This is a genomic window from Halomonas nitroreducens (genome assembly GCF_003966155.1).
Taxonomy (GTDB): domain Bacteria; phylum Pseudomonadota; class Gammaproteobacteria; order Pseudomonadales; family Halomonadaceae; genus Halomonas; species Halomonas nitroreducens.
Genome location: NZ_RXNS01000029.1, coordinates 1 through 21,943 on the forward strand (window position 1 = coordinate 1; position 21,943 = coordinate 21,943).

Annotated in this window: 18 protein-coding genes and 1 pseudogene; 9 read left to right on the top strand and 10 right to left on the bottom strand. The window is 70.8% G+C overall.

Annotated features, from left to right (window positions below):
* The 7 genes and pseudogenes from EKG36_RS19720 to ligD form a co-directional block, all read left to right on the top strand.
* Window positions 1–274: pseudogene (locus EKG36_RS19720) on the top strand (Na+/H+ antiporter NhaC); the annotation flags it as partial.
* 199 nt (window positions 275–473) lie between these two features.
* On the top strand, window positions 474–1,592 hold the full coding sequence (locus tag EKG36_RS19725; protein WP_126486990.1) for an efflux RND transporter periplasmic adaptor subunit: 1,119 nt from the start codon (window positions 474–476) through the stop codon (window positions 1,590–1,592).
* A 7-nt stretch (window positions 1,593–1,599) separates the two neighbouring features.
* Entirely contained in the window at window positions 1,600–4,707 is a 3,108-nt protein-coding gene (locus EKG36_RS19730) for an efflux RND transporter permease subunit (protein WP_126486991.1), read from the top strand.
* 4 nt (window positions 4,708–4,711) lie between these two features.
* Entirely contained in the window at window positions 4,712–5,359 is a 648-nt protein-coding gene (locus EKG36_RS19735; protein WP_126486992.1) for a CerR family C-terminal domain-containing protein, read from the top strand.
* A 9-nt stretch (window positions 5,360–5,368) separates the two neighbouring features.
* Window positions 5,369–5,575: a DUF3565 domain-containing protein gene (locus tag EKG36_RS19740; RefSeq protein ID WP_126486993.1), complete on the top strand. Its 207-nt coding sequence runs from the start codon at window positions 5,369–5,371 to the stop codon at window positions 5,573–5,575.
* Between the two features lie 53 nt (window positions 5,576–5,628).
* Window positions 5,629–6,240: a DNA polymerase ligase N-terminal domain-containing protein gene (locus EKG36_RS19745; protein WP_126486994.1), complete on the top strand. Its 612-nt coding sequence runs from the start codon at window positions 5,629–5,631 to the stop codon at window positions 6,238–6,240.
* Window positions 6,233–7,192 carry a non-homologous end-joining DNA ligase gene (gene ligD / locus EKG36_RS19750; protein ID WP_126486995.1) on the top strand — a complete coding sequence of 320 codons (960 nt, stop codon included), beginning with the start codon at window positions 6,233–6,235 and terminating at the stop codon, window positions 7,190–7,192. Before EKG36_RS19745 ends, ligD begins: the two co-directional genes overlap by 8 nt.
* A 6-nt stretch (window positions 7,193–7,198) precedes the next feature.
* Here the strand turns inward: ligD and EKG36_RS19755 are convergent, their stop codons facing one another.
* From EKG36_RS19755 to EKG36_RS19765, 3 genes are all read right to left on the bottom strand, one after another.
* On the bottom strand, window positions 7,199–7,378 hold the full coding sequence (locus EKG36_RS19755; protein WP_126486996.1) for a PLDc N-terminal domain-containing protein: 180 nt from the start codon (window positions 7,376–7,378) through the stop codon (window positions 7,199–7,201).
* A 120-nt stretch (window positions 7,379–7,498) separates the two neighbouring features.
* A complete protein-coding gene (locus tag EKG36_RS19760) occupies window positions 7,499–8,164 on the bottom strand; it encodes a cupin domain-containing protein (RefSeq protein WP_126486997.1) in 666 nt (221 codons plus the stop codon).
* A gap of 283 nt (window positions 8,165–8,447) precedes the next feature.
* A complete protein-coding gene (locus EKG36_RS19765) occupies window positions 8,448–9,404 on the bottom strand; it encodes a homocysteine S-methyltransferase family protein (RefSeq protein WP_126486998.1) in 957 nt (318 codons plus the stop codon).
* Between the two features lie 220 nt (window positions 9,405–9,624).
* Here EKG36_RS19765 and EKG36_RS19770 point away from each other — a divergent pair, with 220 nt between their 5' ends.
* A complete protein-coding gene (locus EKG36_RS19770) occupies window positions 9,625–11,454 on the top strand; it encodes a monovalent cation:proton antiporter-2 (CPA2) family protein (RefSeq protein WP_126486999.1) in 1,830 nt (609 codons plus the stop codon).
* A 6-nt stretch (window positions 11,455–11,460) separates the two neighbouring features.
* Here the strand turns inward: EKG36_RS19770 and EKG36_RS19775 are convergent, their stop codons facing one another.
* The 5 genes from EKG36_RS19775 to EKG36_RS19795 form a co-directional block, all read right to left on the bottom strand.
* The gene (locus EKG36_RS19775) at window positions 11,461–13,734 is read right to left on the bottom strand and encodes an ATP-dependent DNA helicase (protein WP_126487000.1); all 2,274 of its coding nucleotides are present in this window, start codon (window positions 13,732–13,734) and stop codon (window positions 11,461–11,463) included.
* Window positions 13,731–15,419: a VRR-NUC domain-containing protein gene (locus EKG36_RS19780; protein WP_126487001.1), complete on the bottom strand. Its 1,689-nt coding sequence runs from the start codon at window positions 15,417–15,419 to the stop codon at window positions 13,731–13,733. Before EKG36_RS19780 ends, EKG36_RS19775 begins: the two co-directional genes overlap by 4 nt.
* A gap of 32 nt (window positions 15,420–15,451) precedes the next feature.
* Entirely contained in the window at window positions 15,452–16,495 is a 1,044-nt protein-coding gene (locus EKG36_RS19785) for an NAD(P)H-dependent flavin oxidoreductase (RefSeq protein WP_126487002.1), read from the bottom strand.
* A 31-nt stretch (window positions 16,496–16,526) separates the two neighbouring features.
* Window positions 16,527–16,835, bottom strand: a complete 309-nt coding sequence (locus EKG36_RS19790; RefSeq protein WP_126487003.1) for a monooxygenase — start codon at window positions 16,833–16,835, stop codon at window positions 16,527–16,529.
* 62 nt (window positions 16,836–16,897) lie between these two features.
* Window positions 16,898–17,428 (bottom strand): retropepsin-like aspartic protease family protein, encoded by a 531-nt coding sequence (locus EKG36_RS19795; protein ID WP_126487004.1) that lies wholly within the window; start codon window positions 17,426–17,428, stop codon window positions 16,898–16,900.
* A gap of 104 nt (window positions 17,429–17,532) precedes the next feature.
* Between EKG36_RS19795 and EKG36_RS19800 the strand changes: the two genes are divergently transcribed.
* Complete coding sequence (locus tag EKG36_RS19800; RefSeq protein ID WP_126487005.1) at window positions 17,533–18,147, top strand: flavin reductase family protein; 615 nt, start codon at window positions 17,533–17,535, stop codon at window positions 18,145–18,147.
* Between the two features lie 170 nt (window positions 18,148–18,317).
* Here EKG36_RS19800 and EKG36_RS19805 read toward each other — a convergent pair whose 3' ends face one another.
* Together EKG36_RS19805 and EKG36_RS19810 are read right to left on the bottom strand one after the other, a co-directional pair.
* A complete protein-coding gene (locus tag EKG36_RS19805) occupies window positions 18,318–19,673 on the bottom strand; it encodes an MFS transporter (RefSeq protein ID WP_126487006.1) in 1,356 nt (451 codons plus the stop codon).
* A gap of 230 nt (window positions 19,674–19,903) precedes the next feature.
* Window positions 19,904–21,931, bottom strand: coding sequence for a CocE/NonD family hydrolase (locus tag EKG36_RS19810; protein ID WP_126487007.1), 2,028 nt, complete (start codon window positions 21,929–21,931; stop codon window positions 19,904–19,906).
* Between the last annotated feature and the right edge of the window lie 12 nt (window positions 21,932–21,943).

Consider the following 21,943-nt stretch of genomic DNA (forward strand, 5'->3'; position numbering starts at 1 on the left):
CTGGAACGCCGGCGGGGCCTTCGTGATCAGCGCGCTGGGGCTGGGCATCGTCGAGGGCAATGTCGTGAACCTGCTGTATATCCCGCTGGCCTTCGCCTGCTGGCTGTCGCCGGTGATCGGCCTGCTCTATGCGCAGACCGGGCTGTTCTCGCCGAAGGCCAGCGAGGCGGAGCGCGAGCTGTGGCAAGCGCAGGACGAGCCCATCGCCAGCGACCTGGGGGCCGCCAGTGCGGCCAGCGTCATGCCCGGGCCCAGCCCCACCGCCTCGAGCTGACGCACACGCTCACCCCCTCGGCCCGTCTGGCCGATGGGGCCGCGCAACGTCGCCCCGCCCGGCCCTGCCGGGCGGGGCGACGTCGTTGACCCCGGCTGTCCGTTCCCGACAGAATTGCGATTTAATCAAATGATTAATACACTGCCGGCAACGCCTCGGGCGTATCGATGCCCGACGATCGCACGCGAGGACCGCAGCCATGTCGTTCAACCGCCTTTCGGCCATCTGGGGGCTGCTGGCCATCCTGTCACTGCTGGCCACGGGCTGCTCGCCGGAGGCGGGACCGCCCCCCGAGCCACCGCCCACGGTGGTGGACAGCCACGTCATCCAGGCCGGCAACGGAGCCGCCATCACGCGCCTCTCGGGCCGGGTCAAGGCCGCCGAGCGCACCACCCTGAGCTTCGAGATCCCCGGGGAGATCCGCCGCCTGAACGTCGAGGTCGGCGAGCGTTTCGTCGCCGGTGACGTCCTGGCCGAGCTCGACGACGCCCGCTATCGGCTGGTGGCCCGACAGCGGCGTGCCGAGGAGCGCGAGGCCCAGGCAGTGCTGCGCGAGAAGCGCCAGGACTACCAGCGCCAGGCCAGCCTCGCCGACAAGGGCTATGTCAGCGAGACCCGGCTGGACGCCGCCCGGGCCGCCCTGGGCACCGCCGAATCCCGGCAGGCGTCGGCCCAGGCGGCCCGGGAGCTGGCCGAGCGCGACCTGACGCTGACCACCCTCGAGGCCCCCTTCGACGGCTCGGTGAGCCGGCGCCAGGCCGAGCCCTCCGAACGGGTCGGCGCCAGCCAGCCGGTGCTCGAGGTGATCTCCGACCGGGAAGGCTTCGAGGTGGAGACCAGCGTGCCCGAAACGCTGGTCGGCGCCCTCCCGGCGGGCTCGACGCACCGCGTCATCCTGCCCGCCCTGGGGGACGCCGAAAGCGCCGCTACCCTGCGCCACCTGGGCACCCAGCCTCGCTCCTCCAACGACTACCCGGTGATCCTGGCAGTGGACGCCCCACCCCCCGGGCTACGCTCGGGGATGACCGCCCGGGTCGAGCTGTCGCTGGACGAGGACGCCGGCGAAGCCACGCCGCGGTTGCCGGTACCGATGACCGCCCTGGTCTTCGACGGCGAGGGACGCGCCCATGTGCTGCGCATCACCGACGACCGGCGGCTGGAGCGGGTCGCGGTGGAGGTGGTAACGATGGCGGATGGCCGGGCCTCGGTGCGCGGCGCACTGGCACCGGGCGAGCGCATCGTGGCCCGCGGCGCCGAGTTCGTGCGCCCCGGCCAGACCGTGAGCCTGCTCGGCCACGGGCCGGAACGCTACAACTGAGGCCGCCATGAACCTGAGCCAGCTCGCCCTGCAGCGCCGTCCGGTCTTCTACCTGGCCACCCTGGTGGCCATGCTCTATGGCCTGTTCAGCTACTTCACCCTGCCGGCCCGGGAGGACCCCGAAATCACCGTGCGCGAGGCGGTGGTGACCACCGCCTTCCCCGGCCTGCCGGCCGCCCAGGTCGAGGAGAACATCACCAAGCCCCTGGAGGAGAGCATCCGCACCATCGGCGAGGTCGAGCGGATCAGCTCGACCTCCATGCGCGGCCGCTCGATCCTCCATGTAGAGATCCAGGACCGCTACTTCGACCTGGAACAGATCTGGGACGAGGTCCGCCAGAAGGTCGAGGCGGCACGCCCGGCGCTACCGGCCGGCACCCGGGCCCCGGTGCTCAATGACGACTTCGGCGACGTGGCCGTGGTCACCGCGGCGCTCACCGCCACAGACTTCCCCCAGGCCGAGCAGCAGGAGATCGCCGAACACATCCGCACCGCCCTGTATGAGGTGGCCGGCACCAAGAAGGTCGAGCTGCTGGGCCTTCAGGATCAGCGCATCTTCATCAATATCGCCGAGGCGCGGCTGGCGGAGCTCGGCCTCTCCCCGGGAGACCTGGCCGGCCAGATCCAGAGTCGCAACATCTTCCCTCCCGGCGGCATCGTCGAGGCCGGCGAGCAGCGCCTGGCCCTGGAGGTCAGCGGCGAATTCGACAGCCTCGCGGCACTGGGCGACACCGAGCTGCGCCTGCCCGACGGCGGCACCCTGCGACTGCGCGACCTGGGCGAGATCCGCCGCGGCTACGAGGACCCGGCGGACAAGCCCGCCTACTTCAACGGCGAGCCCGCCATCGTCTTCGCGGTCTCGATGCTCGAGGGCCAGAGCGTGCTGGACTTCGGCCAGGCCATCCAGGCCCGCCTGGACGCGATCCGCACCACCCTGCCGGCCGGCTACCGCCTGGACATCATGACCTTCCAGCCCGACCAGGTGGCCAATGCCGTCTACGGGGTGACCGCCAGCGTCATGCAGACGCTGGCCATCGTGCTGGGCGTGGTAATCCTCTTCCTGGGCCTGCGCACCGGGCTGATCGTCGGCTCGATCATCCCCACGGTCATGCTGGTGACGCTGGCCATCATGGGCCTGGCGGAACTGACCCTGCAGCGGGCCAGCCTGGCCACCCTGGTGATCGCCCTCGGCCTGCTGGTGGACAACGCCATCGTCGTCGCCGAGGACTTCAAGACCCGGCTGGAAGCCGGCAACGACCGCGACCAGGCCATCCGCGAGACAGGCGCCGAACTGGCCCTGCCGCTGTTGTCGTCCAGCCTGACTACCATCCTGGTGTTCCTGCCGCTGATGCTCGCCGAACATGCCTCCGGCGAGTACACCCGCTCGATCTCCATCGTCATCGCCATCACCCTGCTGAGCTCCTGGTTCCTGTCGATGACCGTCACCCCGGCGCTGTGCTATCGCTTCCTGAAGACCCCACGAGCCGCCCGGGAGACCACTGACGGGCCGGGCGGCGAGGCCCCCAGCCTCTCCGACCGGGCCTTCGGCTGGGTCGCCCGGCGCTACGACCGCGGGCTCGGCAGGCTGCTGCACCACCGGGGCCTGTTCCTCGCCGCCATGGCCCTGACCCTGGTGGCCGGGGTGGCGATGATGCAGCTGGTGCCGAAGAAGTTCTTCCCCGACTCCGACCGCAACCAGGTGCTGGTGACCATCGACTTCCCCTCGGACATTGCCGAGAACCTCACCGACCGCCGGGTCCAGGCCCTGAGCGATGCCCTGTTGACTGCTCCCGCCCTGGCCGACGACGTCACCAGCGTGGCCGCCTATGCCGGCTTCGGCGGCCCCCGCTTCGTGCTCTCCCTGACGCCCCTCGACCCGGCGCCCAACAAGGGCTTCCTGGTGCTAAACGTCGCCGACCGCGACCGGGTCGAGGCGGTGATCCATGCCACCCGCACCTTCCTGGCTACCCGCCACCCGGACCTCTCGCCCCAGGTCACGCGGATGTTCCTCGGCCCCTCCGACAGCACCCTGCTCCAGGTGCAGGTCAAGGGGCCGGACCGGGAAGTGCTGTTCGCGGCAGCCGAAGCGGTGGAGGACGTCCTGCGCGGCCTCGAGGGCGCTCGGGACATCCGCCAGAGCTGGGAGGCACGGATTCCCTCGCTGTCCATCGAGGTCGACCAGGCCCGGGCCCGCAGTGCCGGCATCACCTCCGAGGATATCGCCCGCTCGCTCACGGGGGCCATCGACGGCTACCACCTGAGCCACTACCGCGAGGGCGACGACATCATCCCGGTGATGCTGCGCTATGCTGACGAGCAGCGCGGCAGCGTCGAGCGCCTGAAGTCACTGACCGTCTATCCGCTGGGCACCCCCGGGGAGGGCGTACCCCTGAACCAGGTGGCCGAGGTCCGGCTGGAAAACGGCTACTACCGCATCGACCGCGAGAACCTGGTGCGCACCATCACCATCGAGGGGCGCAACCGGCAGTACACCGCCGAGGACATGGTGCCGAGAGTGGAGCCGGCCCTGCGCGCGCTGGAGGCCGAGCTGCCGCCGGGCCACTGGATCGAGTTCGACGGCGTGGTGGTGGAGTCCAAGGAGGGCCAGGCCGCGCTGCAGGCCAATCTGCCGTTGTGCATCGGGATGATCTTCATCCTGCTGGTGGGCCAGTTCAACTCCTTCAAGCGGCCCCTGGTGATCATCGCCACCATCCCGCTGGTGATCGTCGGCGTGGCTCTGGGCTTGCTGGCCACCCGCGCCGACTTCGGCTTCATGGTGTTACTGGGTATCTACAGCCTGGCCGGCATCATCATCAACAACGCCATCGTGCTGATCGACCGCATCGATATCGAGCGCACCGATCCCGCGCTGTCCGGGCGCGACGCCGTCATCAAGGCCTCGGCGCGGCGCCTGCGGCCGATCCTGATGTCGGCGATCACCACCATCCTCGGCTTCCTGCCGTTGATCCTCGGCCGCGACCCGCTGTTCTACGGCATGGCCGGGGCCATGGCCTTCGGTTTGGGCATCGGCACCGTCATGAGCCTGGGCGTGGTGCCGGTGCTCTATACCCTCTTCTTCGGCATCGACACCCGCGCACCGGCCAGGGGGGACTGACGCCATGGCGCCCCGCACCCGCCCCGACCCTGCCGTCACCCGGGACCGGCTGATCCAGGCCGGCATCCGTCTGTTCGGCGAGCACGGCTACAAGGCCACCACCACCCGCATGCTGGCCGACGCGGCCGGGGCCAATATCGGCTCCATCGCCTACCACTTCGACAACAAGCACGGGCTCTACCTGGCGGCGGCCCGCTATATCGCCGACCAGCTGCGCCAGCGCCTGGCGCTCGGCGAGGCGGGGGAACCAATGGTCCCCGAGGAGCGCGACGCCGCCCTGGTCAAGCTGCGCGCCATCACCCGACGCATGGTGCGCACCTTCGCCGCCGACGACGACTGCCGCCAGTGGCTGCTGCTGGTAATGCGCGAGCAGGTCCATCCCAGCGAGGCCTTCGAGATCCTCCAGGCCCAGGCCTTCGGGGTCGTCCAGGCGACGCTCGGCTCCCTGATCGCCCGTCTCACCGATCGTCCGGTCGACGATCGCCGGGTGATCCTCGAGACCCATACCCTGGTCGGCCAGATCGTGTTCTTCCTGGTGGGCCGCGAACCGTTGCTGCGTCGGCTCGGCATGGCGGCCTTCGACGAGGCGACCCTGGCCGATATCGAGGCGGTCGTCGACGGCCATCTACGCCGCTATGAGGGATCACGCTGAGGAGGAGGCATGCGACAGGCGATCATCGGCTATCATCGCGACGACGAAGGCCACTGGGTGGCCGAGCTGGCCTGCGGCCATAACCAGCACGTGCGCCACCAGCCGCCCTGGGTCGAGCGGCCCTGGGTGACCACCGCGGAAGGCCGGCGCTCCCGCCTGGGGTTGGCACTCGACTGCGTCAAGTGCGAACGGGGCGAGCCCCGGGACCTGCCCTGACGCTCGCCCCGAGCGGCTAGACTGGGGGACAGGTCTCGATAGGAGCGAGTGCCATGTCCCCGTCCACCGACAAGCTCGCCCGCTACCGCGAGAAGCGCGACCCTCGCCGCACCCGTGAGCCCATGGGCGAGACGCCGCTGCGTGGCCGGGACGAGGGGCCGATCTTCGTCGTCCAGCAGCATGATGCCTCCACCCTCCACTACGACTTCCGCCTCGAGGTCGACGGCGTGCTCAAGTCCTGGGCGGTCCCCAAGGGCCCTTCCACCGACCCGCGGGTCAAGCGCCTGGCCATTCCCACCGAAGACCACCCGCTGGCCTATGCCGACTTCGAGGGCGTGATCCCCACGGGCAACTATGGCGCCGGCACCGTGCTGATCTGGGATCGCGGCCGCTACCGCAGCCTCAAGGAAGGCGACGACGCGCCCTCGCTCGCCGAGCAGCTTGCCGAGGGCCACGCCAGCATCTGGCTGGAGGGGCAGAAGCTGCGCGGCGGCTACGCCTTGATCCACACGCGGCTGGACAAGGGCAAGGACTGGCTGCTGGTCAAGATCGACGACGCGGCCGCGGATGCCCGGCGCAACCCCACTTCCAGCGAGCCGGCGTCCGTCGTCACGGGGCGCACCCTGGCACAGGTCGCCGCCGAGGAGGGAACGGACGATGCCTGAGGCAGGCGCCCACGGGAAGTCGGTCACCATCGACGGTCACCGCCTGGCGATCACGCACCGCGACAAGCTGCTCTTCCCCGGGACAGGCCTGACCAAGGGCGACCTCATCGACTACTACGACAGGATCGCGCCCATCCTGGTGCCGCACCTTGCGGATAACCCGGTCAGCCTGCAGCGCTTTCCCGACGGCCTCGACGGAGAGGGGTTCTACCAGAAGGATGCACCGACGTACTTCCCCGACTGGATTCCCCGGGTGCGTTTTCCCAGGCGTGAGGGCGGCCACTTCCTGGCCCCGCGCATCGACTCCCGGGCGGCCCTGGTCTACCTGGCGAACCAGGCCATGATCACGCCTCACCGCTATCTGTCACCGGCCGACGACCTCGAGCATCCCGACCGGCTGATCTTCGATCTCGACCCGGCGGAGGGCCGCGAGGAGGACGCCAGGGTGCGCCGCGCCGCCCTGGACCTGCGCGACCTACTGGCGGAGCTGTCGATCACTCCCGGGGTTCAGACGACCGGCTCACGGGGCTTCCATGTGGTGGTACCGCTCGACGGCGGCGAGGGCTTCGACACGGTGCGGGGCTTCGCCCGGGATGTCGCCCGGGTGCTGGTCCGGCGACACCCGGCCCGCTATACCCTGGCACAGCGCAAGGCACAGCGCCGCGGACGGCTGTTCCTGGACGTGCTGCGCAATGCCTACGGGGCCACCGCGGTGGCCCCCTATGCGGTGCGCGCCCGGGAAGGCGCACCGGTGGCCACGCCCCTGTCATGGTCGGAGGTCGAGCGTGGTGCGGCCCCGCGGGACTGGACGATGCGCAACCTGCTGCGCCGCCTGGGCCAGAAGGCAGATCCCTGGCGGGAGCAGGGGGCACGGCGCTTCCGGCTCGACGCGCACCACCAGGCGCTCGCGGCCCTGCTGGACCGCGAGGCGCCCGCCGAAGAGGAAGGCTAGGCCCGGCTAGCCCTTGGGCCCGAACAGCAACCAGATGATCAGCCCGACCAGCGGGAAGAACAACAGGACCAGGATCCAGATCAGCTTGGCCAGCCCTCCGGCCGAGCTCTTGGCCACCTTGACGATGGCCCAGATGACGATGATGAGCCAGATCAGGCCCAGCAAGCCACCGACTTCGATACCCATGCGACGCCTCCTTGTCCATTTCCATTCGGCGAAGTGCCGTCCCTAGGGGTAGCACAGCGGCCGCGAAACGCACAATCGCGGTCGAACGAGAATTGTCAGCGCCGGTAACCCAGCGGTGCCTTAACCAGGCGGCAGATGCCCCACCTTCACGTAGAGCAGTGCGCCCTCCTCGCCGGTGAAAGGCGTGTGCTGGCTGCCAGGGGGGCTGCGCAGCCAGGTGCCGGCGGGGTAGTCGCCATGCTCGTCGTGGAAACGGCCGTCGAGCACCAGGATCTCCTCGCCGCCCCGGTGGGCACGGGACGGCAAGCGGGTATTCGGGGCCCAGCGCTCCAGGGCCACGTGCTCGCCCGCGACGTCGTGCAGTACCATCACCTCGACACCCTCGGCCTGGCCCGGCGTCCAGGTGCCGGAGCGGGTGTCGATGACCGTCCGGGCGGTGTCCGCCGCCGCGAACTGGTGCAGCTTGACGAAGATCGTCGCGCCCTGCTCCCCCACCCGCGGCGCATGGCTGGTGCCAATGGGATTGCGCAGGTAGCAGCCCGCCGGATAGCTACCGTGCTCGTCGGCGAACTCGCCTTCCAGCACCAGGATCTCCTCCCCGCCGCCATGCTCGTGGCGCGGGAAGTGACTATTCGGCGCATAGCGCACCAGGGAGGTAGCCCGGGCCACCTCCTCGCCGACACGATCGAGCATCATCCGCTCGACCCCGGGTGTAGGGGACTCCACCCAGCGGTACTGGTCGGGGGTAACCACCGCCCGGCGGGAAAAATCGGCATTGAGTCGCATGGGGCCTCCCGGGGATCGTGGATTGGTGATCCAGTGGGATTGTCGCCCAGCACAGCTTGGCGGTCACCCTGGTAGCAGAGATATCCAGCGGGGCCGGTGGCGCCGCGGCCCGAGTCTCCGGAATGCGGAGACAGGCCGACGAATACCGGCACCGCCCATGAGGCGCCATGCCTCGCCGGCCGGCCCTCTTTCCCCTACCCCATCGCCTTCCGGGACCGGCGCCAACACCAACGCGAGCGGCTCCCCCCCTAAGCGCTGCCTCGTCGGGCCTCGACACTGGCGGTCAAGGGACGATGCCGCTCCTCGCCTGATGCACATTGCGGGCGATTTCCTCGAGATGCGTCTCCCAGCTTCCACAGCATCCGCCCCAGATATCGATATGCGGGTAGCGACGCGCCAGATCACCCATCAGGCGACCCAGCTCGGGCGGATCCCCTTCCTCCAGGTGACCGAGCTTGCACAAGGCGATCTTGTCCATCCGCGCGGCATTGGGACGCAGGCTGCGTAGCCGTTGGATCCAGTCGCCGGGCTCCAGGGCCGGCGCGAACTCCAGCGGATGGGAGCAATTGAGGCCATAGGAGTCCGGGGCCGACGCCCCCGTCTCGGCATCCACTGCCTCGATCGCCTCACGCAGGCTGGGCCCCGAAGCCAACCGGCAGCGGCTGTCCAGAGTGAAGGACAGGTTGAGGGGCAGGCCGATGTCGGCCGCGGCCCGGGAGAGGCCGATCGCCTCGGGCACGCTGTTGAAGGTTGCCGCCCAGACGCCGTCGACGCCTGCCGCCTCGAGGGTCTCGAGCTGGACGCCGTGATAGTCCTCGGCCTCGGCGGCGGTAATGTCGCCACCGGTGCCGTAGGCATCGCCGCGCGGCCCGACGACGCCGAGGACGAGGATGGCCGGCAGCCGCTCCCGATACGGCGCCGAGACCTCTCGCAGGAAGTCGATCGCCCGATGCTGCATCTCGGCGAGCCCCGCACGCGAATAGCCCAACCGCTCGGCCCAGTCCGGACTCGCCCGGTAGTCGAGTCCGCCCATCATGGCGGCGAAGCCATGCCGGGCGGCGACCTCGAGATAGCGCTCGTACATGCCGCGCAGGTCGGCGACGGCCGCCGGGTCGTCAAGCAGCGGGAACATGGCGAAATGGGGCAGCTTGTGCCCGAACTTGTACATGATCTCGGTTTCCGAACCGCCCTCGGTCAGATACAGGACACCGTCCTGCCGCGCGGGAAAACGTCCAGACATGCCGCACCTCCTGATCAATCTCCAGGTCGGGGTGTGTACCCACAGCATGGCACCCCGTGCGTGTGGCTGCGTTTCCCGATGGCCGGTGAAGCCTGCGTGCCCCTGGCCCTCGCGCCTCGGCGAACTGGCCCATTCCTTGCTTGGAACACCAGGCGGTCCCGTGCGGTATGATGAACGCCGGTCGCCATCTTGTGTTGACTCGAGCCGAAAGGATGCTCCCTTGGCCATCGACCTTCTCTACAACGTCCTGATCTTTCTCGCCGCCGCCGTGCTGATCGTGCCGCTGGTCAAGCGCCTGGGGCTTGGCGAGGTACTTGGCTACCTGATCGCCGGCGTGCTCATTGGCCCCTCGGTGCTGGGCCTGGTCCCGGATGCCGAGGCGGTGCTGCAGTTCTCTCAGGTGGGCCTCGTCTTCCTGCTGTTCGTCATCGGCCTGGAGCTCAAGCCGGCGCGCCTCAAGTTGATGCACAAGGCGGTGTTCGGCTTCGGCTGCCTGCAGGTGGCAGTGACCACCCTGGTGCTCACCCTCGGCGCCCTGGCCCTGGGCCTGGCACCCTCCGCCGCCCTGGTGGTGGGCTTCAGCCTGGGGCTGTGCTCCACGCCCCTGGTGCTGCAGCTGCTGGGGGAACGCGGCGAGCTGTCCAGCCGCCACGGCCGCTACGCCTTTGCCCTGCTGCTGTTCCAGGACCTGGCGGCGATCCCCGTTCTCGCCGCCCTCCCCCTGCTGACCGCCGACTCGCCCATGGCCGGCGGCTGGTTCACCCTGCTCGGCGAGGTGCTGGTGGCTGTGGGCGCCTTCGCCGGACTGATCATCGGCGGCCGCTACCTGCTGCGGCCGCTGTTCCGCTTTGCCGCCGCCACCCGCAGCCGCGAGGTCTTCGCCGGCACCGCCCTGCTGGTGGTGATCGGCGCCGCCCTGCTGATGGCGCTCGCCGGGCTGTCCATGGCGCTCGGCGCCTTCATCGCCGGGGTGCTGCTGGCCGACTCGGAGTACCGCCACAGCATCGAGGCGGACATCGAGCCCTTCCGGGGATTGCTGCTGGGGCTGTTCTTCATGGCGGTGGGCATGACCGCGCAGATCGGCCTGCTGGCCGAGCGGCCGGGCCTGATCCTCGCCCTCACGGCGCTGCTGCTCGCTGCCAAGTGGCTGAGCGTGGTGGCCGCGGCCCGGGCCTACGGCACCGGCTGGCGCGCCGGCCTGAACCTCGGCGCACTGCTCTCCCAGGGCGGCGAGTTCGGCTTCGTGCTGCTCACCGCGGCCGGTGCCGCCGCCCTGCTGGACCCGGCGCTGGTCGGCCTGCTGGTGCTGGTGGTGTCGCTGTCGATGGCCGCCACCCCGGTGCTCTTCCTGGCCCATGCCCGGCTGGTGCGCCCGCTGTTCAAGGCCCGCCGGCCGCGGCGCGACTTCGATCGCCCCCCGCAGACCGCGCCGCAGATCATCATTGCCGGCTTCGGGCGCTTCGGCCAGATCATGGGCCGTGCCCTGCAGGGGCTGAAGATTCCCTACACGGTCCTCGACATCAATGCCGACCACGTCGAGTTCGTGCGTCGCTACGGCAACGAGGTCTACTTCGGTGACGCCTCGCGGCTGGACCTGCTCGAGGCCGCCGGCGCCGACCAGGCCCGGGTGCTGGTGGTGGCGGTGGGCGACATCGAGGCCTCGATGCGCATCGTCCAGCGGGTCCGGCGACGCTTCCCCCACCTGCGGCTGTATGCCCGGGCCCGGGACCGCTATCACGCCCAGTTGCTGATGCGTGCCGGGGTCCATGACATCATCCGCGAGCTGATGCCGGCGAGCCTGGAGCTGACCCGGGAGGTGCTGGTGGGCCTGGGCATCCCCCGGGACCGGGCTCAGCACACCATCGATACCTTCCGCCCCCATGACGAGCGGGCCCTGCTGCGACAGCTCGAGGCCTTCGGCAACGAAAAGCAGCAGATCCAGACCATCCAGGAGGCGGCCCGGGAGCTGGAGGATCTCTATGAGGCGGACGAGGAGATCGTCACCTCGGTGAGCGAGCCCCGCGGCGAGCCCCCCCGGGGCGGCGCCTGAGCCGGGCTAGCCCATCCGCCACCAGTCGGGCAGCAGCGAGCGATTCTCGTGGCGGGCGAAGCGGTCGTCCATCAGCACCACCACGCCGCGATCCTCGGGGCCGCGGATCACCCGTCCCGCGGCCTGGACCACCTTGATCATTCCCGGCACCCGGTAGGCGTAGTCGTCACCGCAGCCGAAGCGGGCCTGGAGGCGTGACTTGAGGGCCTCGTTGAGGGGGTCGAAGGGTGGCAGGCCGAGGGTGGCGACAAAGGCCCCGACCAGCCGCTCCCCGGGCAGGTCGATGCCCTCGGCAAAGGCCCCGCCGAGTACCGCGAAGGCGATCCCCGCGCCTCCTGGGTCGAAGCCCGCGAGGAAGGCCTCCCGCTCGCTCTCGTCCATGCCGCGGTGCTGAGCGCGCACCGGGATCGCCGGCCAGGCCTCCCGCAAGCGCGCCAGCGCCGCCTCCAGGTAGGCGAAGCTGCTGAAAAAGGCCAGGTAGTGGCCCGGGCGACGCCGGTACTGGTCGGCCAGCTCGGCGACGATGGGGGTGAGCGAAGCCTCCCGGTCCCGGAGGCGGGTGGAAATGTCGGTGCGCAGCCGTACCTCGAGCTGCTCGGCGGCGAAGGGCGCGGCCACCCGGCGGGCGACGGTGCCGCCGGGCAGGCCGAGCAGGTCGCGGTGGTAGGCCGGCGGGCTCAGGGTGGCCGAGAACAGCACCACCGAGTGGGCGGTGGCGAAGCGCGGCGCCAGGAAGTCCGCCGGCACCAGGTTGCGCAGGGCGAGCACGGCCCGGCCGCGCCTCGGGCGGCGCAGCTCGCACAGGGAGTGCTCGCCGAAGGCCTCGGCCAGGCGGGTGAAGGCCAGCGCCTCGAAGAGGAACTCCTGCAGCGCCGGATCGCCGCCGGCCGGGTGCTCGCCCAGATAGTCGGTGACCGCCGAGACCGTCTGCTGCAGGGCCCCCAGCAGCCGCCAGGGTACCGCGTCCAGGGCCTGCCAGTCGCAGTCGTCGACCTCGCGCAGCAGGGCCTGCCAGCGCCGGGCCAGGCGGCCTAGCGGCCGCGACAGGGTGGGCGGGGCGGCCTTGCGCAGCCGGTTGAGCCGCCGCTGGTCGAGTTCGGCGCTGTACATGCCCCGGGCGCGCTCCACCAGGTTGTGGGCCTCGTCCACCAGGACGCCGAGCCGGGTGCCGTCGGCCCGGGCGAGGCCATGGATCAGGGCGCTGGCGTCGAAGTAGTGGTTGACGTCGCCCACCAACACGTCGCACCAGCGCGCCAGCTCCTGGCCCAGGTAGTAGGGGCAGACCCGATGGTCGAGGGCCACCTCGCGAAGCGCGGCCCGGTCCAGCCAGCCACGCGCCACGGCCGCCTGGCGCGCCGCGGGCAGCCGATCGTAGAAGCCCTCGGCCAGCGGGCAGGCCTCGCCGTGGCAGGCCCGGTCGGGATGCTCGCAGGCCTTGTCCCGGGCCACCAGTTCCAGCACCCGCAGCGGCAGGCGGGCCTGACCCTCGGCGGCGCCGAGGGAGGCCAGGGCATCCAGGGCCAGGCGCCGCCCCGGGGTCTTCATGGTCAAAAAAGCCAGGCGATCCAGCCCCTGGCGGGGCATCGCGGCCAGCATGGGATAGAGCGTTCCCAGGGTCTTGCCGATGCCGGTGGGTGCCTCCACCAGCAGGCAGCGCCCGGTGGCCGCCGCCCGGTAGGCGTCCTCGGCCAGCTGCCGCTGGCCGGGGCGGAAGCCGGCATGGGGGAAGGCCAGCTCCGCCAGCGCCGCGTCGCGACGCTGGCGATGCGCTGCCTGCTGCTCGGCCCAGGCCAGGAAGTCCCGGCAATGCCGCACGAGCGCCGCCTCGAGCTCGGCCGCGGAGGCGTCCCGGGTCAGCAGCGTCTCGCGGCCGCTGGCGATGTCCAGGTAGACCAGTGCCAGGGTCAGCCGCGACAGGCCTCGCTCGGCGCACAGCAGGGCGCCGTAGACCTCCACCTGGGCCCAGTGCAGGGCGCGCTGGTTGTCGGCCATGCGCGCGAGGTTGCCGCGATGGGTCTTGATCTCCTCCAGACGGTTGGCTGCCGGGTCGAAGCCATCGGCACGCCCCGATATCACCAGCCCCTCCCGGCATCCGGCGAGGGGCAGCTCGGCCTCATAGCCCTCGCCGCGCCGGGCCGCCACCCGGGCATGGCCTTCGATGCCCTCGCGGGCACTGGGGGCCGGGGTGAAGCGATGGTCCAGGTCGCCGCGCCGGGCGGTGAACTCGCATAGCGCCCGGACGGCGACCCGATAGCCCGGCGCGGCGCTGTCTCCGCTCATGGGGTCTCCCAGCCGACATGGCAGACCACCACCGGGATGTCGTGGGCCTGGAAGAAGGCCAGCCAGCGTCGCTGGTTGTCCTGCAGGCGGTCCCCCGGCCCCTTGACCTCGATCAGCCGGTAGCGGAGCTCGCCTGGCGCGGCCCGCGGGAAGAACTGGATCAGGTCCGGCAGGCCGGCGCGGTTGGCCCGGGGGTCGGCCAGCAGCCGCTCGAAGCAGGCCTTGAGGTGGGCGGCCGGCAGGCACGCCAGTGCCTGCTCGAGCAACGGCTCGGACAGCGCGCCCCAGTGCACGAAGGGCGAGGCCAGGCCCTGCTTGGCCCGCCAGCGGGCTCGGAGGGTGTCGCGATAGCGGTCGTCGTCGAGTTCGGCCAGGCAGGCGTCGAAGCGGTCGCGACGCCGGGCCACGAAGTCCTCGCGGCCGAGGTCCGCCGGTCCGCTGTGGAAGGGATGGAAGAAGGCGCCGGGCAGCGGCGCGAAGATCGCCTCCCAGCAGAGCAGGCCGAACAGCCCGGTGACCAGGGCATTCTCGACATAGTGCACCGGCGCCTCGTCGCTGCCCAGGTGCTCGGCCACGGCCCGCTCGACCCCGCCGGCCCCCGGCGCCAGCCGCAGGTCCAGCCGCGCGGGGCGGGGCTCCGGCGCCGCGGGCGGGGCCGGCCGCCCCAGCTTGCGGCACAGCCGCGGACGCAGGCGCGCCAGGGCCTGTGCCTCCGGCTCGGCGAGCCCGCCTGCCACCTCGGCCGTCTCGAGCAGTTGCAGGGCCCGCGCATGCTCGCCGCGCCGCTCGAGCAGCCGCCAGCGGCGGATGCGCGCCTCGCCGGCGCCGGCCTCGGCGTAGCAGTCCAGCGCCGTCGCCTCCTCGCCCCGGCGCTCCGCCTCGCGGCCCAGGTGCAGCAGCAGCCGGACGCGACGGGCGGCCAGCCAGGGATTGTCGGGTCGCCCCGGCACCTCGACGGCCAGGGCCAGCGGACACTCGCCGTCATCGAGGCGCTCGCGCAGCCGGTGCAGGGCCAGGTAGGCGTCGACCTCGCCCCGGCACTGGAAGGCCCGGGAATCCGCGGCGAAGGGTACCGTCTCGAAGCGCTGCACGCCGAGCTCGGCGAGCACGAACTCCGACCAGTCCTGGCGCAGGTTGCCGAAGAACATCAGTCGCAGGCGGTCGCAGAGCGCCATGACCGCCAGGCGCACCACCGCGTCGGGCGCCGCGGGCCACCAGTCGGCGAGGCGCCGTGGCCGGGTCAGCCGCGGCGCCAGCGCCGCCTGCAGGACGGCCTTGGCACTACCGGCGGCCAGACCGGCGGCGGCGATCTCCTCGGCCAGGGCCTGGCGCAACTCGGGCAGGCGCAGCTGGCGAAACAGCTCGTCGAGGGACAGCGGCGGGTCAGCGTCCACCCAGCCGGCCGCCAGCAGCGGTGCCAGGGCGTCGGCGGTGGCGCCGATCTCCGCGTAGGCGAGCCGGGAGGTCCGGAAGTGCTCGCCCTTGCGCATCACCATGCGCACCAGCAGCGCCCGGGAGGCCCGGGGCAGGCAGGGAAAGGCGTCGAGGAAGGCCCGTTCGGTGTCGCTCAGCAGGTCGCCATGTCGCCCGCCCACCCAGTCCAGCACGTACTGGAAATTGGCCAGGTAATAGAAGGGGTCAGCCAGGGAGGCCGTGACGCGAGCGACGGGGGTGGCACTGTTCATGCATCCATGATACCAGCCCGCCGTCCGCGTCGTCAGAGGCCTGCCTGCCCCGCCAGCCAACGCAGCTGCTCGGCCGCCGGTATGGCTCGGCAGCCGCTGGTATCCTGCCCCGCCCAGAGTGGCGAGAAGTCGCGGCACCCGGCATCCTCGGCGGCGGCTCTCAACGGCGCGACCGCTGCCGTGGCCAGGGGGAAGGGCGGCGCCGACTCGCTCATCGGGCCGAGCTCGCGCATCAGCCGGGTGACGATGCCGCGGGCCGGGCGGCCACTATAGAGGTTGGTCAAGGCGGTATGCCGGGCCTCGCCCGACGTCAGGGCCTGGCGGTGAAGCGCGCCGATGGTGCTCTCCGGACACCCCAGGAAGGCCGTGCCCACCTGCACGGCCGCGGCGCCCAGTGCCCGCGCCGCGGTCACGCTGCGCGGGCCGGCGATGCCGCCGGCGGCGATCACCGGCACGTCGACGGCCTCGACCACCTGGGGCAGCAATGCCAGGGTGCCCATCTGGGTGGTGAGATCGTCGTCGAGAAAGTGGCCCCGGTGACCGCCGGCCTCCAGGCCCTGGGCGATGATCGCGTCGGCGCCATGGGCCTCCAGCCAGCGGGCCTCCTCCACGGTGGTGGCAGAGGACAGCACCCGCGCCCCCCAGGCCTTGACCCGGGCCAGCAGCGCGGGGGCCGGCAGACCGAAATGGAAGCTCACCACCGCGGGGCGATGGGCTTCCAGCACGTCGCAGGCCGTGTCGTCGAAGGGCCGCCGCCCGGGGCCGGCCGGTGGCGCGGGGACTTCCAGGCCATACTCCGCGTAGTAGGGCGCGAGCGTGGCCTGCCAGCGCTCCAGGGCGTCGGGATCCGCAGCCGGCAGGGCGTGGCAGAAGGCATTGACGTTGAGGGGCCGTGAGGTGCGGGCGCGGTAGTCATGCAGGGCCGCATCCAGCGCCTCCGGCCCGAGCATCGCGGCCGGCAGGGCCCCGAGGCCCCCGGCCTCGGCAATGGCAACCGCAAGCTCGACGCCCTGGGCGCCGGCCATGGGCGCCTGGAGGATCGGCCAGCGCAGGCCGAGCGTGTGCATCCATGACATGGCAGAACTCCTTGTCGAGACGCGCCGGGCATCAGTCTCCGAGCGGGCCGTGGTTGATCGCCGTCAGGCCCTCGTTGACCTCGAGGATCTCCGCCTGGATGCCCTCGACCCCCATGTCGGCCAGCCGCGCGCTGTGCTTGTCGAGGTAGGCCTCGGCGCTGACGGCATCGTCGAACAGGTAGATGCCGCCGGCCAGGTGGCGCTCCGGCGATTCGGTCCAGACCTTCCAGCGCAGGCCGGCTTCCTGGTTGATGCCCTGGGCCAGCGGCGTCAGGACATCGACCATCGCCTCGCCGAAGGGGCCCGGAAAGGGGAAATGGATCTGCAGGATCACGGCCATGGCTCGGCCTCCAACATCGGGAATGGGGCTCCCAGCATAGCGTCTCGACGGCCACCTGCCAGTCAGGGCGCCTCACTACGCTGTGGCAGCCGCAGCACCATCCGCTCGCCGCGGATCTCGATATCGAAGCGCCCGAGAAAGCTCATGCCCAGCAGCACCACCCCGTCCTCGAGACCGGGACTGATCGAGCCACGCACCTGACGGGCGGCGAAGCCACCGAGGCTGACCTCGTCGAGGGTGGTGAGCTGGCCACGCACCCGGCCGTTGGCGGTAGAGAACCAGGCCGAGCCCTCCGGCTCCAGGCCCAGCCGGTCGGTCAGGCCGGCGGGCACGGCCACATAGGTGGCCCCGGTATCGAGCAGCATGGGCACCGGCTCGCCGTTGATGCGGCCGGTGGCCACGAAGTGGCCCGAGACGTTGCGCTCCAGGGTGAGGGCATCGCCGGTCACGGCATTGACCAGGTGGGCGTTGGGATTCTCGCGATGCGCCAGCATGCCCTGCAGCCACCAGCTGCCGAGGCCGATGAACAGCACCCAGAACACCAGCATCATGCCAATCCCGGTGCGCCTCACCCCCTGTCGCTGGTCGGTCATTCGCCCTCCTCGTCGCGCCCTCTCCCCCTTTGGCATCATGCCACTGGACGCCCGCGCCTGCCCATGCTGGGATGAGGCCCCTCCCCCATGCCGAGGACCCGCCCATGAGCGATGCTTCCCACTCCGTCGACGGCCTCGACACCGGCAGCCTGTACCGGCTCTTCTCGGGGGCGATCGCGCCACGCCCCATCGCCTGGGTCGCCACCGTGGATGCCGCGGGCCGAGCCAACCTGGCACCCTTCTCGTTCTTCAACGTGGCCAGCGTCGACCCGCCGGTACTGGCCTTCTCGCCGCTGCTCAACGGCGAGGGGGCCGCCAAGGACACCATCCGCAACCTCGACGAGGTGGCAGAGTGCGTGGTGCACATCGGCGGGGAGGCCCTGGCCGAGGCTCTCAACGCCACCAGCGCCAGCCTGCCCCGGGGCGAGGAGGAGTTCGCCCATGCCGGTCTGACCAAGGCGCCCCTGGGCGAGCTTCGGGTGCCGCGCATCGAGGAGGCGCCGGTGGCCTTCGGCTGCCGGGTCCGCGACGTCATCCGCTTCGGCGACCGGCCCCTGGCCGGCAACCTGGTGCTCGCCGAGGTGACGGTGATCCATGCCGACGCCTCGGTCTGGAACGGTCGCCATGTGGATCTCGAGGCCCTGCGCCCCATCGGCCGCATGGCCGGCGCCGACTACAGCCGCTGCACCGACCGCTTCGCCCTCGAGCGCCCCGAGTAAGCTCGAGACATTTCAGCAGGCATCACGCCGGCACAGGCAAGGGCGGCTTGATGTCGCCAGCGAAGCGCGACGGCCCCCCCGGACCACAGCCACCGGCGTTGCCGGTTCGCTCCCTGCGAACCAGCGCCCCTCCCGCTTGCCCGTGGGCGTCGAGCGCCGCGATCGTGGGTTTACCTGCCGTTGCGCGCCTCCCAGTCCCTGGCGGCCTGCTGGCCGCGGGCCTGGTTGACGCCCAGGCAGATCAGGATGGCGACGATGAACAGCGCGGCGCAGAGCAGGATGGAGGCCTTCAGCCCGACCACCGACTGCAGCAGGCCCAGCCCGATGATCCCCCCCACGCCGGCCAGCTTGTTGGCCAGGCCCCAGAAGCCGAAGAACTCGGCGGCCTTGCGCTGCGGCGAGAACAGCCCCACCAGGGCGCGGCTGGCGGACTGGCTGGAGCCCAGGCTGAGCCCCGCCAGGCAGCCCACCACCAGGAACAGGTGCTGGGCCTCCCAGCCGAGTCCCAGCAGGGCATTGAGCCAGGCAGTGAGCTCGGGCGTGGCCCAGATGGCCAGTATCGCCGCCACCCACAGCGCCAGGGTGATCAGGTAGGTGAGCCGGGTGCCGATGCGGTCCTGGATGAAGCCGAAGCCCAGGGCACCGATGGCCGCGGTGATCTGCACGATGATGAACATGATGTTGCGGATCGACTCGTCCCAGCCGATCACCTGGGCGCCGTAGATGAAGGCGAAGGCGATGATGATGTAGACGCCGGCCATGGAGAACAGCAGCGAGACCAGAAAGGTGGCCAGGTCACGGAACCGCCTGAGCTCGTGCAGGGTCGTCGAGACCCGCTGCCAGGCGATCTCCCGGTAGGGCTTGCCCGGCGGCTGCGGGGTGCCGCGCTCCCGGACCCACAGGAAGGTGGGGATGGCGGTGACCAGGAAGAAGGCTGCGGCGAAGGGCCCCACCCAGCGGATGCGCTCGAAGTTATCGGCGGTGGCCTCGCCCAGGACGACCAGGGTGAAACCGGCAGCGAAGAGGCCGCCCACATAGCCCAGTGCCCAACCGAAGCCGGAGATGCGGCCCAGCGCCTCCGGCGGTCCCAGGTCCGGCAGGAAAGCGGCGATGAAGGACTCGCCCATGGAGTAGGCATAGTTGGAGACCACGACCAGCACGAGGCCGAGCAGCACATAGCCGGGGGCCACGAAGTAGAGCAGGGCGGTGGCGCCCACGGTGACCAGGTAGCTGACGAAGAGGAAGGGCTTCTTGGCGGCCTGGTAGTCCATCACCGCGCCGCACAGAGGACCGGTGACCACCACCAGCAGGTAGCTTACCGCCAGCGCCAGGCTCCACAGGAAGTTGGCCAGCCGATAGCCGTCGCCACGGTCACCGACGATCACCGTGGTGAACAGCTCGCCGAACACCACGGTGATGATCAGCAGGGTATAGGCCTGGTTGGCGAAGTCGAACATCGCCCAACCGAAGATTTCCTTGCGCGAGGCCCAGGTCTGTGGCGACTCGCCGGCGGTCATCACGCTCATGGGGGCATCCCTGTCGAGAAAGGAGGCCAAGATAGCAGCCCGCTGCCGGCGCGACCATGCATTGCCTGCCCACACCAGGTCCGCCATGACGCCTGGCTCAGCCGGCGACAGGCCCCGGGGCGCCGTCCATCGAGGAGGCGCTGCCGACTCCCTGCCGAAGCATCCACCTTCCCCCCGGCGCAGGGCCTCTGCCAGGGCCGGTCCCCGGCGCCTCGCGCCGGATTGCCGGGCTACACCAGATCCCGGGGAATCGTCTCGTCCCAGGTCCTGGCATAGATCCGCGTCTCGCCTTCCCAGGCATCCAGGGTGGCACGCAGCCGAAAGTTATCGGCGTCGCTGGTCATCAGGGTGCGGGTCAGGGTGCGCACCTCCCAGTCGCCGCGGCGGAAGCTGCGCTCCCACTCGGTCCAGCCGCTGATGCTGTCGTAGCTGCCGTAGGAATAGCTGTAGCGTTCGGTGACCCGGGCGGCGATCTCCAGGTCGATGTCGTCGAGGCGGTAGCGGCCCTCATCGTTGATCACCTCGAGGGTGGTCTTGTCGTTGGCCAGGTCGCGGATCACGCGCCAGCTCTCCTGGGTCGGCTGGATCAGTGTCTTGGCGATCGGCGGCGCGCCCTCGGGGTCACCGAAGGCCGGCAGGGCGGCCTCCTCCGCCGGGCGCGGGACTCGCACCGGCAGGATCAGCCGGCTGAGCCCGGGCACCACGGTCAGCCGCACCGGCCGGGGCGACGGCCATGCCAACGGCCAGTAGCTGGTGGACACCGACAGGCGGATGGCATGGCCCGCCGGGAACTGCTGGGCGATATGCTTCAGCGACACCGTCACGCGGTAGCGCTCGCCCGGCAACAGCGGCTCGGGGCACTCGTCGCTGTCGCGATGGGTGAGGTTGAGCAGCCCGTAGGAGACCCGGGTGGCCTTGTCGTCCTCGGCGATGTCGATGAGCCGCAGCGCCACCATGGCCACCGGCTGGTCGGCCTCGAGCTCGAGCTCGACCCGTGGCTGGCCGCAGATCTCCAGCGGCGTCTCGAGGCGCGGCGTCTGGAAGATCAGGCAGCCCCCGTCCTCGTCGCGCTGGTCATGGGGCAGGTCGGGGGGCGCGTTATAGGAGCACCACTTGCCGGCGAAAAGCCCCACCGACAGCGGCGAACGCACCATCAGCGTCGCCTCGTCGTCGACCCCGTCGGCCTCGGGCAGCAGGTCATGCCCCACCGTGAGGCGGAAGGAGGTGGGCAGAATATTCGGCGAGGGCCAGCTCGGCTCGCAGATCCAGCGCCCCGGGCGCACATCGTAGCGGGCCGAGGGCGGCATCGACTCCTGGATCCACACGCGCAGCATGGGCTCGTCCATGATCCCGGTATCCTCGCCCTTGAGCCAGTAGTCCCACCAGCGCAGCGAGTCCTGGAGGAAGCCGATGGCCGGCCCGGGCACGCCCAGGTGAGGGTACTTGTGGGCCCAGGGCCCGACCAACCCCTTGCGCGGCACCGAGAGGCCCTCGAGCAGCCGGAAGACGGCATTGCAGTAGCCGTCCGCCCAGCCGCTGACGGCATAGACCGGGCAGCGGATCGCCGCGAAATCCTCGCACACCGAGCCGTGCTTCCAGTAGTCGTCACGCCGTTGGTGCTCGAGCCAGCGGGCCAGCCACAGGCCGCTGCCGTCGAGGCGCTCCCGCCACATCTCGCGCCAGCGCTCGCCTACCAGTGCGGGATCGGGCGGGCAGGTATTGCCGTCGAACATGGCCGAGGCCCAGGACAGGTTGTCGCCGAGCAGGCACCCCCCCATATGGTGGATATCATCGGCGTAACGGTCATCGGTGGAGCACAGGGTGATCACCGCCTTGAGCTGGGGCGGCTGCAGAGCGGCGATCTGCAGGCCGTTGAAGCCCCCCCAGGAGATCCCCACCATGCCCACCTCGCCGGTACACCAGGGCTGCTCGGCCAGCCATTCGAGCACTGCCACGCCGTCGTCCAGCTCCTGGGGCAGGTACTCGTCGGTGAGCACGCCGTCCGACTCGCCGGTACCGCGGATGTCGACCCGCACCCCGGCATAGCCGTGCCCCGCCCAGTAGGGGTGACTCTGGACGTCGCGGGCGGCGGTCAGGTCGCGCTTGCGATAGGGCAGGTACTCGAGGATCGCCGGAACGGGGTGATCCTCGGCATCCACCGGCCGCCAGATCCGGGCCGCCAGTCGCGTGCCGTCCGCCATGGGGATCCAGGTTTCCTCTTCCCGGACCCGGCGGGGAAACGCATCGACGATTCGCATCCTGGTTCTCCT